Below are 11,599 nucleotides of genomic sequence, written 5' to 3'. Positions count from 1 at the left end.
TGGTTCAGCAGATTGTTGAGCCAGGGAATATTTTCAAAGCCTGCGCCCACTACGCAGGTCAAAAGCAGCAGCGCTGCCAGCACAGGCACGTCGGTCGCGCCCAGCAAATCGCCCAAGGGCTGACGCTTCGATTTATCGCACAGCATACGCATGCCGTGGTACAAAATACCAATCAGCACACCGGCCAGCAGGATAATCAGCAGACTGCCTGCTACCCAATGTCCCTCACGGAACATAGACGCCATAATGTAAAACTTACTGAAGAAAAGTCCCATCGGCGGCAGGCCCAAAATACCCAGCATACCGGTAAGCCAGAAGGTTGCGGTATGCGGTACATCCTTAATCATACCGTGAATACGCATCATATTACGAGTCTGATATTCCTGAATAATCGTACCGGCAATATAGAACAGAACAAACTTAATCATCGCATGACTGTACATATGCAGCATCACAGCCTTCAGGGAAAAAGCGGAAAAGACGCCGATACCGGCAACCATAATGCCGATGTTTTCCATAGAGGAATACGCCAGAATACGCTTAACGTCGCGCTGTACAACAACGAACGGCACGGCAATCGCCACAGTCAGCACAGCAAAGAACAGCAGCATGCTGCTCATCATCGCAGCGCCTGCTGTCGGCAGCAGGATAACCAGATTACGCAGCAATACATAAATAGCACAGCTGCAGAGCGCACCGCTCAGCATACCGCTGGTCAGTGACGGAGCCTCGGCATAGGCATCAGGCAGCCAGGTATGCATCGGCGCCATGCCTGCCTTGGTACCGTAGCCAATAACGATAAACAGCAGTGCCAGCTTGGTCATCGCCGGGTTCAGGCTGTTGGCATGCTCATGCAGATACAGCCAGCTGAGCGCCTTTTCGCCGCCCAAAGCATCAAGCTGCGCATAATACAGCACCAGTGTACCCAAAAGTGCCAAGCAAATGCCAACGGTACAAACCATAATATATTTCCACGTTGCTTCCAAAGCAGCGCGGGTAAATTTAAAGGAAATGAGCAGCGCACTGATTAAGGTAGTCGCTTCGATGGCAACCCACATCAGGCCCAGATTTTTTACCAGCAGTACGATAAACATTGTCCAGCAGAAAAGCTGCATCAGCGCAAAGTAACGGCCGGTCTGCAGCTGCTCGCCCTTGAGCACGCCGCAGCGCTCCTCACGCGTAAGATAATTACGCGCAGTCCAGGTTGCTGCCAGATAAAGTGTGGTAATGATAATGATTACCCACATATTCAGCGCATCAATGTAAAAATAATCATCAACATAGGGCACAGCAGGATTAAAGGACTTTGCCATCAGCGCCACGCACACGCCTACCGCAGTTGCCGTCAGGCGGTGCAGCCAATGCAGGATATTATTGCCGAAGCCAGCAGCCAGTGCCAGCACCGCGCACAAGGGTGGCAGGCATAACAGTATCAAAATATATGTTAACATTACATCCCCTACCCTTTCAGCTTGTCCAGCACATTTGTATCCGTAGTTTTAAACGACAGACGCAGACGCGAGGTTAAAATAACAAGAATAACAACAGCAATCAGCACATCAAGGAAAATGCCCAGCTCGATAATCAGCGGCAAGCCTTCGGTCATAATCAGACCGAGCAGATAAATGCCGTTTTCCAAGGTAATCAGGCCAATCATCTGCATAATGGCACGGCTACGCATAACAATCAGCGCGAGGCCTGTCATAATCATAAACATAGAGGTCGCCAGAATATCGCGTCCCTCTGCCTGCGGCAGCAGACCGTCAATTACCATGTAGCCGAGTGCCAGACTGCAGGCTGCAAAGGCAGTAGAATAATTTACATTGATATCGCTGACAATTTCACGCTCATCGCGCAGCTGATTCACCACGCGCAAAATAGCGTAAGGAATAAAGAGCACCTTAACGGCAATCGTCAGCACACCAGGCAGCCAGGCATGCAAACCGCTGCCATGGCTCATACCTACGACAAGGCAGGCTGCAGCAATCAAGGCAGATTGCAGCGCCAGACACAGAGTTGCACGGCGCAGCTCCACAAAGCGCGTCTGCAGGAAAACGATAAACATTAAACTTACAACCAAATATTCCATCGTTACCTCCTTACTGTGCCACTACTGCCAGCAGCAGCATCAGGCCCGCTGCCGCCAGATATACACGCACCTTGAAAAGGCGCATCTTATTGTTCAAGGTTTCAACCACACCTACAGCCACCGCACCGATAAGCACCTTAAATACAACCGGCAAATCCAGCGGCAGATACAGCATAGCGAAGAGCACTAAGAATACCAGCAGCTTAAGCTGGCTTGCCCAATGGATGAGCGCCAGCAGGCGGCCGGAATATTCCAGTGTCATACATTCATGGATCATCGTCAGCTCCAGATGCGTATCAGGGTTATCAACCGGGATACGGCTGTTTTCTGCAAGCAATACAAGGAAGAAGGCAATGCAGGTCAGCACGCCTGCTACCGTCAGGTTGACCTCATCCGTACGCAGGCTCATGCCTGCCAGCGAAGTGCTGTTGGTGTGCAGTACGTTAGACAGCACGGCCAGCATCACAACAGGCTCAACGAAGGCTGCCACATAAACCTCACGGCTGCCGCCCATACCGCCGAAGGCGGTGGCTGCATCCATCGAGGAAACTGCCATAAAGAAGCGTCCCAAGGCCAGCAGATAAACAAATACAAAAACGTCGCCGAAGCCGGCCTGACCGCCTAAGAAGCCCGGTAGCATGCAAGCTGCCGCAAAGGTCGTCAGAAAATATACGCAAGGTGCCAGACGGAAGGTGATGCTGGTATAAGGAGTAAGCATAGTTGGCTTGCCCCACCATTTGCGGATATCGTAATATTCCTGCCAGATGCTGCTGCCGATACGGTTCTGCATCCAGGCCTTTACCTTTTTAACAATGCCGGTTACCAGCGGAGCGCACAAAAGCAGTAAAACTGCCTGCGCCATACCGAGGGCCAGCTGTAATAATTCATTCTCTAAAATCATTTATAAAGCGCCCCCCATACCAGTACCAACATCATTGCCACCATAACATAGGCAACATATAAACGCACACTGCCCTGCTGCAAACGGCGCAGGAAATTAGAAATACTTACAAAATGCTTCTGCAGCGGCTGATAAAGCTTTTCCGTAATCATATCGGGAATTTCCAGCTTGTAGGAAAGCTGACGGCCGAAGTAAGCATGCTCCTTGCGCATGTAGGTTACCTGACGTTTTGGCTTCAGCAGATAATCGAACGCACGGCGTACAGGCTTACTGAAGCCGGTTGCGGAATACTGCTGACGCTGCGTCGGATAGGTACCGCAGTTCCAGGTAACATCCTCCACAACAAAGCAGTCCTTAACAGCCAGCCACAGCACTGCACCCAGCACCAGCAGCAAAGCCAGCAGCAGCAGCGGCTTGTAGCAGACAGCAGTACCAACGCCGGCCCACGCCAGATTCATGCCGAAGGCATCAAGTGCGACAGGCATGCCCAGCGCCAACAGCGCTGCGCGTACTACCGGCAGCGGATAAAGACCGCAAGCGACAACTAAAACAGATGCAACGCCCATAGCAGCGAGCATAAATTTATCGGATTCGTGCGCATGCTCCACAATTTCACTGCGAGCACGGCCCAGGAAGGTGATGCCGAAGAAGCGTACAAAGCAGCCGAGAGCCAGTGCTCCGGTAAAGCCCAGCAGAATAAAGGATACCGCAGTCCACAGGCGGATATCCTGACCGGCGCAGCTTGTGCCCAGGCTGATAAAGCTCTGCAGCACCAGCCATTCCCCGGTAAAGCCGTTCGTCAGCGGAATAGCGGCAAGCGCCAGCGAGCCGACGAAAGCAAAGACAGCGGTATACGGCATTTTGCGTGCGAGGCCGCCGAACAGCTCCAGGTTTTTGCTGCCGGTGCCGTGCATAATGCTGCCGGCACACATAAACATCAGCACCTTCATAATGCTGTGGTTAAAGGCATGTACCAACGCTGCCACAAAGCCAAGCATATAAAAGCTGCTGCCGGAAGCCTTCATCAGCATACCGCAGCCGAAGGCAGCAAAAATTACGCCCATATTTTCCACGGAAGAGTAAGCAAGCACGCGCTTGATATCCGTTTCCATCTGAGCATAGAGTACGCCCAAAAATGCGGATACTACGCCTGCCATCAGTACAACAACGCACCACCAGTAATTCCAGGCAGGCAAAAAGCTGAACATAAAACGACCGAAGCCGTAGAGAGCAATCTTCAGCATAACACCGCTCATCAGCGCGGAAACGTGACTGGGTGCTGCCGGATGCGCCTTAGGCAGCCAAACATGCAGCGGCACCAGACCGGCTTTCAAAGCAAAGCCGGCAAAGGCACAACCAAAAACAAGATGCTGCCAGCTGCCCTCCAGCGTATTCTTGGCCATAGCAGCAAAGCTGAAGCCCTCGCTGGCCGAGCCTGTCAGCAAAAAGGCAATCATAATCGCCGCCGTACCGACGCTGGTCATAACCAGATACTGATAGGCAGCATTCCAGGTAGCACGCTTTTCGGATTCATGGTTAACCAGCATAAAGGAGGCTACGGCCATAATCTCCCAGAAAAGCAGGAAACTGAAGGCATCGCCGGCCAGCAGCACCAGTACCATAGACATGATGAACAAGCACCACATGCCGCCCAAAAGGCGCAGACGGCTGCCCTCATAGCTACGCGCATAACCGAGCGCGTACAGGCTGGTAACAACACCGGCGATACCGGTCAAAAGCAGAAAGACTGCGCTCCAGCCATCGCAGCCTAAAGAATACGAGCCCCAGGTCAGGGGTGCGGGGCTCACGCCGCCGAAAAGCAGCAGGCCTGCCGCATAAGAGCAGACAGCGCTGCCAAAAAGGGCAGCGCTGTTAGCAAGCCAGTGTGCAGCACGCTGCATGCCGTGGGGAAGCAGCATGGTTAATACGCCGATGCCATAGAAGCCAACAGCCACTAAAAACATTTCCATTTCATCACCTACACATAAAAATTTCAACTTCTTCACAAAAATGACATGTATCGTTAATTATAACACATTTGTTGATTGCGTAAAAGCAAATTACTGTTAAGCAGGCAAAAAAAATACACCGAACCTGCAGAAATTTCACAGGTCCGGTGGTTTATAATAAGGCTTCGGCATTAAAGCGGTAGATTATATTTTTACCCTTACTCCTTCGCCTGCAGCGCCAGCTGCTTACGCAGCCTGTGGCGCAGCAGCTCAATAAAGCCTGCCGGCTCCCGCACCCGCAGCAACGGTCCGAAGGATAAAATACGGATAACCATTTCCGTTTCATCACTTTTGTTATACATCAGCTGCAGCCTGTAATGCTTTTCATCCAAGCGCTCCGTTATCTTTTCCAAATGCGAAAAATGCAGCATCGCCCGCTCCAGAGCATTGCGTTCATCCGTCAGCAGGACTGTAACCGCACAGCGCTCCGGTTCCAGCAGCATACAGGCTTCTTCTTCCGTCTGCTCCAGCATTTTGCAGCTTTTGATACGCCCCACATTAACGTAATGCAGATGGCGCTCGCACACCGCCTTCAGGCGGAACTTGTCATCCTTCGCCGAATATTCCAGCTGCAGCGGCAGATATTCCTTCCGCACGCTTTCGTTTTTGCCGCTGATAAAGCTGATTTCCACCCTGCGCTTTTCCGTTATCGCCTGCAGCAGCAAGCGAAAATGCTGTTTGTACTGCGGAGCATCATAATTATCACCATCGCTGTAACGGTCGAAATACACAAACTGTTCCTCACTGAACAGCGGCTCCACATCCTCCAGCCCGCTGCAATCTACATCAAAAAGCTGTATCCGCTTATCCGTCAGCAGGCTTTTCAGCCAGCGACGCTGCAATGTTGTCAACGGCATCGCCGGTGCATGCCGCAGCGGCGTAGTCATATCCTTCTGCAGCAGCGGCCAGCTTCCGTCCTGCAGTGCCTTGGGAATGGTCAGGCAGCTGTCAGCAAAGGCCTGCTCCCGCACCAACAGCTCCAAGCTGTCCTTCGTCAGCTGCTTTTCCTGTGCCTGCCGCAGAATACTGCTCACAACATTAAAATAGGTGCCGTATATTTCGTTAAAAAAGCTGTCATTTTTCGCCATCCGCTTGCACCTCCTGCAGATAATAGGCCGCCGTCTGCTCCAGATCATCAAAAAAAATGCGCTCTATTTCCTCGTTACTGCAGCTAAAGACAGTAATACGCCCGATAAAGGTGCGTATCCACGGCAAAAGCTCACGCGCATCATACACGGCAGCACTGAAGCGATAATGCTCCGCATCCAGCTGCTGCACCGTACCGCAGCGCTTTTCGCGCTCCAGGCGCTGCACAATAAACTGCTCGTCAGCTGCCGCTTCCACCGTAAAGCTGATTTTCTCTAACCGGTCTGTCCTGAGCATGCCTGCGCCCCAGATGTGCGGAGTTGCCTCCTTAGCCAGCTGCAAAAATTCCTCATAGCGCCCTTCCGGCCGTTTAACCTCAATACTCTCGATATGGTCCAAGCGGTTGAACAACAGCTTCCGTGCAGCATAGCTATAGCTCAAAAGATACTGTCGTCCGGTCCTCGTGCTGCAGTAAATTTTCAAAGGGCAAACATATTGCGGTATGCTGCTGCCGTCCTTGTCACAGCGGTAAAGCGTTACGGACTGCCTGCTGTTCATCGCCTCCAGCAGCTCGTACAGCAGCTTGCTGTCCATCGTATATAAAATAAAATGATGCTTAAAAGCAAACGCTTCGCAGTCCTCGGCAAATTTATCCAGCAGATAAGAGCCTGCCTCTCCCAAAGGCGCCGCCTCGGAAAAGAAGGCGCAGGCAAGCTGCCAGCTGTGCCAGTTCACCTCATCACGCGCCAGGCAGTAAAGATTACGCCGTCCCTGCTTCACCAGCCGCAGCATTCCCAGCGCAGTATATTCATTCAGCTTGTTGCGCACCGTCGATTCATCGGGCTGACGCAGCTGATTGTCAAAGCAGTTGAAATAACGGCTGCACAGCAGCTCCAACAGCTCTGCCGCCGAATAGGCCTTGCCGTCGGCAAGAATATCCAGCAGATAAAAATGCAGTGTAATATCCATGGACGTAAAGCTCTTGGCCTTCCAGGTTTTATACAAGGGATTATGACTGATACTGCTGCTGTCAAAGGAAATGCGGTAAGCTCTGCCGTCCGCTTCGCTTTTGAAGCTCATATAATCCTCCAGCCAGCTGTCCAGACGCCGGCGATTATCATCGTAGCTTCTGGAGCTTTTAGCGGTAAAATCCTGCCGCTTTTCAAAGCCGTACACATAAAAGCGCCGCATAAAATTGCGGATATCACTGTAATTTTTAAAAAGCTCGCTATAAGCCATCTGCTTTATTTCCCCTTCCGCTCCAAATTAATATTAGTATAACATAAGCAGCGTATCTCTGTAATTACAAAAACGGCGCAACAGATTTTTTATCCGTTACGCCGTTAATTTATTCTTTATTCAACTGTTACACTCTTCGCCAGGTTACGCGGTTTATCAACATCACAGCCGCGAGTCAGCGCCGCATAGTAGGCCAGCAGCTGCAAGGGCAGCACTGCCATCAGCGGTGCCAGATATTTATCCGTACGCGGGATGTAGATAACATGGTCCGCATATTTTTCCAGAGAGGTGTCGCCCTCAAAGCCGATAGCAATAACCACAGCCTCGCGTGCTTTAACCTCCTGCAGGTTGCTGACGGTTTTATCGTATACGTCCATCTGTGTTGCCAGCACAATTACCGGCACACCGGAAACAATCAGCGCCAAGGTGCCGTGCTTCAGCTCACCTGCCGCATAAGCCTCCGCATGAATGTAGGAAATTTCCTTCAGCTTCAGCGCACCCTCCAGCGCTACAGCATAATCAAGGCTGCGTCCCAGGAAGAAGGCATCCTCACTGCTGCCGTACTCACGCGCAAACACCTTAATCTGGTCCACGTTTTCCAACATCTTGTGAATTTGCTCGGGCACAAAGGTCAGACCCTGCACCAGCTCCTGCTCACGCTCAGCACTCATGCTGCCGCGCAGACGGCCTACATAAATCGCCAGCATCAGCATTGCCAGAAGCTGTGTGGTATAAGCCTTGGTAGATGCTACGGCAATTTCAGGACCGGCATAGGTATAAACAACCTGGTCTGCCTCACGCGCAATAGAGCTGCCGACAACATTGGTAACCGCCAGAGTGCGGGAGCCAAGACGTTTAGCCTCGCGCAGTGCTGCCAGCGTATCGCTGGTTTCACCGCTCTGGCTGATAACAATCGTCAGACTGTTGCCATCAACAAGCGGATCGCGGTAACGGAACTCGCTGGCAATATCCACCTCAACCGGCACACGCGCCAGCTGCTCCAGATAATATTTGCCGACAATGCCTGCATGATAAGCGGTACCGCAGGCCACAATAAAGATTTTATTGATGTCTCTCAGTTCCTCTGCTGTCCAGTTCAGCTCGGGGAAGCCGATGGTTTTTGCTGCCGCATCAAGACGGCTGGTCATGGTATCGCGCAAAGCCTTGGGCTGTTCATAAATTTCCTTCAGCATGAAATGCTCAAAGCCGCCCTTTTCCGCTGCTTCCGCATTCCAGTTTACAACAAACACCTTCTTGCTGATGGGAGTGCCGTTGATATCCTGCACCCACACGCCATCTGCAGTTACTGTAGCAATCTCACCATCGCTCATGATAAAGGTACGGCGCGTATGATTGATAATAGCCGGAATATCGGAGGCAATAAAGTTTTCACCCTCGCCAAGACCAATAATCAGCGGATTATCCTTTTTGGTGCAGATGATTTTATCAGGCTCGTATTCGCACATAAATACCAGACTGTAGGAGCCCTTGATAAGCTTCAGCACCTTTTTGACGGTTTCTTCGAAATCTCCGTCATATTGGTCCGCCATCAGATGAGCTACAACCTCGCTGTCTGTTTCGGACAGGAATTCATGTCCCTTGGCAATCAGTTCTTCCTTCAGGCCAAGATAATTTTCAATAATACCGTTATGGACAACGACAAACTTACCGCTGCTGTCCGTATGGGGATGCGCATTGCGATCCGACGGACGGCCATGTGTTGCCCAGCGTGTGTGACCGATACCAACATTGCCCACAGGCATATTGCCTGCCAATTTCTGACGCAGTGCATCCAGACGGCCTACACATTTTTCTACACGAATGCTGTTGTTTTCATAAACAGCAATGCCGGCAGAATCATAACCGCGATACTCCAGCTTGCTCATACCGTCAAGCAAAAAGGGGGCTGCTTCGTGATTACCGATATAACCTACAATTCCGCACATAAGTAGTAATCCTCCTCTACGCTGCAAGGTATAAGGCATCATCTGCTTAGTCAGGTTCTCTCGTATCTGATACCTTCTCCCTTGCGAGCCTGTATTATATTCTTTGCCCTTTCTGCCACCCTGCTTTTCTCTCCCCCGTTACCGGAGGGCTTTGTACATGGTTTGCGGCCTGCAGCCGGCCGTGAGGCATCCGCTGACTGATCGATAACCTCATTCCTCGTCCACCGCCTGAGCGGTACATGCGCTTACATCCTTCACTGTTTGCTTTTGGCAGCAAAGACAAGGCTCTGCTGATTTATGAGCAAACAGACAATGAGCCGCGCAGGCAGGCAGTCCCACGCGGCACATCCTTAGACTAATTTAATTTTACAATATGATGACTGGCAGGTCAAGAAAACATTCCTTGAATTTTTCTTGCCTGATGCTTGTCTGCAGGCGTTTCATATAGTATAATCCCATCTTAGACAATTGAATTTTGTTTTTTATATTCGTAAGTTCTAGATGTGATAAGGGTTTGAGCAGCTAAAAACAGCTTTTTTATGTGGAAAGTTTAAGTAATAGTATAAGACATGATGGATTTGTGAATTTAATAAGAACGGTTGTCAAACGCTTTACTTTGTGCTATCATAGAAGTAGAAAAGGTGCCGCCGATAGACGGTTGTCCTTGAACATTTAGTTATAAAAAATAACCGCTTGTTTTGCAGACTGGGCGGTTATTTTTTTGCGTGAATTTGACCTAGCGCATAACCTAGAGCGAATCCTAGAGCTACTGAAGTCAGACATAAGCCGAGAACAGAGATAAGATTATCTAAAGTCATCATTGGTCTCACCCCCTCTTGCCATTAGATTTGCAGTAATACAGAATCTTGCTGCCAGAGGGACAACCGCCTACCGTTATGGAAGCACCATAAAAATATTTTAGCACAAAAACGAACAAGCTGTGAAAGTTTCTCTGCTCAAAAACAGAGCACATAGCGTACAAACGCCCAACTATTACTGTTTGGTAATAGTTGGGCGTTCTCTTTTGGTATAGCTGTTGTTGTATAATTGTTTTGTCAGGAGTACAAATATGCTCCACCTGTTTTTTCCAGAATAAGATTTTCGATGTCATAAACGTCGTAATATCGCTTACTTATGCAGTAGCTGACAATTTTGTCGGCAATGATGTCGCCAGATAAAGAGTAGCCTGCGATGTTGAGCATTTCTTCTGTCTCTTTGTTATTCAGCTCCAAAGCCAGGCATAAGCAGAGAATCGTACTTTTGCTAGGCTTGTAGCCGGTGTCCTTCATACTGCGAATTTTGGAAAAAACAGTTTTAGAGACGTGCGCTTTTTTATAGAGTTCGTTTTCTGCGATATCTTTTTCCTCGCAGTATTTGATGATGGAAGGATAAATGTCGCAGGTGTTAGAAAAGCTTTTGACGATATTTTTAATATTGCTCAATGACGACAGGGGTGGCGTGCATACCATGCCGGCGCTGACTGAAGCATGACGAGATGCAGCATAGGCTGTAATGACATAGTTGGATATTATTTCTTGATAGTTTTCTCTTAAATTTTCTATTACGCGTTTTTCGTTCGTCATAGTGCAGACCTCCCGAAAGTTTCTTGCAAAGAAACCAAAAAGTGCTGCTTATAGTGTAACATATAAGCAAGGAAAGATAAAGTGAGCAAAAATAACAGTGTTAAAAAGTAACTGTACATTTTGCGAAGATAAAAAGGACATTTGCTTGACAGGGGGTACAGAGAGGTATAGTGAAGTAAAGCTTTATCTTCTTAATAGATTTATAGACGGAATGGAGGAGTTTAAATGAGTAATAGAGTTCATTTAGATTTTAACAAAGCATTGGCAGTGGCAGTAGAGTTGCCTGGCGTAAAGATTGAGAGAGAAGAATTTCTTCAAAAATATTTTTCTAGCAGATTTGATCGTGAAATAGTAGCACGGATTGTGCAGACTAGCCCTATTAGAGCTGGAGTAAATGAAAGTGTTTTGTATGAAATTGCAAGAGAGTGCATTAATTACGAGAAGAAGAAAGTTTCTGCTTTGTCTTTTGCTACTGGTAGTGGCAGTTTTGTAGGAATCCCGGCTGATTTGGCACAGTATATGGCTCATGTCCTGAGAATATCTCAGAAATTAGCCTATATTTATGGCTATCCGGAAATTCGTTCTATTGAAGGAAGTATGGACGAAAAAACTCAAAAAATAATTTTGTTGTTCATTGGTGTAATGTATGGAGTCAGTGGTGTAAATAAAGTTATTGCTGAAATATCTAAGTCGCTTGCCGGCAAGGTAGGGAAAGATATTTTGAGAGAAGCTTTGACAAAAACTGC

Annotated in this window: 8 protein-coding genes; all 8 read right to left on the bottom strand. The window is 49.2% G+C overall.

Annotation, left to right across the window (positions count from 1 at the left end; translation table 11 throughout):
- The coding region (locus BN587_RS09485; RefSeq protein ID WP_303684954.1) for a proton-conducting transporter transmembrane domain-containing protein at positions 1 to 1,451 on the bottom strand (1,451 nt) is incomplete at its 3' end.
- Positions 1,452 to 1,459: 8 nt separating this feature from the next.
- A complete protein-coding gene (locus tag BN587_RS09480) occupies positions 1,460 to 2,089 on the bottom strand; it encodes a hypothetical protein (protein ID WP_021720884.1) in 630 nt (209 codons plus the stop codon).
- Between the two features lie 10 nt (positions 2,090 to 2,099).
- Entirely contained in the window at positions 2,100 to 2,990 is an 891-nt protein-coding gene (locus BN587_RS09475; RefSeq protein WP_021720883.1) for a respiratory chain complex I subunit 1 family protein, read from the bottom strand.
- Positions 2,987 to 4,960, bottom strand: coding sequence for a proton-conducting transporter transmembrane domain-containing protein (locus tag BN587_RS09470; protein WP_021720882.1), 1,974 nt, complete (start codon positions 4,958 to 4,960; stop codon positions 2,987 to 2,989). Before BN587_RS09470 ends, BN587_RS09475 begins: the two co-directional genes overlap by 4 nt.
- 197 nt (positions 4,961 to 5,157) lie before the next feature.
- Entirely contained in the window at positions 5,158 to 6,087 is a 930-nt protein-coding gene (locus BN587_RS09465; protein ID WP_021720881.1) for a WYL domain-containing protein, read from the bottom strand.
- Positions 6,074 to 7,324 carry a WYL domain-containing protein gene (locus BN587_RS09460; protein WP_021720880.1) on the bottom strand — a complete coding sequence of 417 codons (1,251 nt, stop codon included), beginning with the start codon at positions 7,322 to 7,324 and terminating at the stop codon, positions 6,074 to 6,076. Before BN587_RS09460 ends, BN587_RS09465 begins: the two co-directional genes overlap by 14 nt.
- Before the next feature lie 116 nt (positions 7,325 to 7,440).
- A complete protein-coding gene (gene glmS, locus BN587_RS09455) occupies positions 7,441 to 9,270 on the bottom strand; it encodes a glutamine--fructose-6-phosphate transaminase (isomerizing) (protein ID WP_021720879.1) in 1,830 nt (609 codons plus the stop codon).
- A 1,055-nt stretch (positions 9,271 to 10,325) separates the two neighbouring features.
- The gene (locus BN587_RS09450; protein WP_021720878.1) at positions 10,326 to 10,853 is read right to left on the bottom strand and encodes a hypothetical protein; all 528 of its coding nucleotides are present in this window, start codon (positions 10,851 to 10,853) and stop codon (positions 10,326 to 10,328) included.
- Between the last annotated feature and the right edge of the window lie 746 nt (positions 10,854 to 11,599).

This window comes from Phascolarctobacterium succinatutens CAG:287, from assembly GCF_000434895.1.
Lineage (GTDB): Bacteria > Bacillota > Negativicutes > Acidaminococcales > Acidaminococcaceae > Phascolarctobacterium_A > Phascolarctobacterium_A succinatutens_A.
This window is presented reverse-complemented; position numbering and strand designations above follow the sequence as displayed.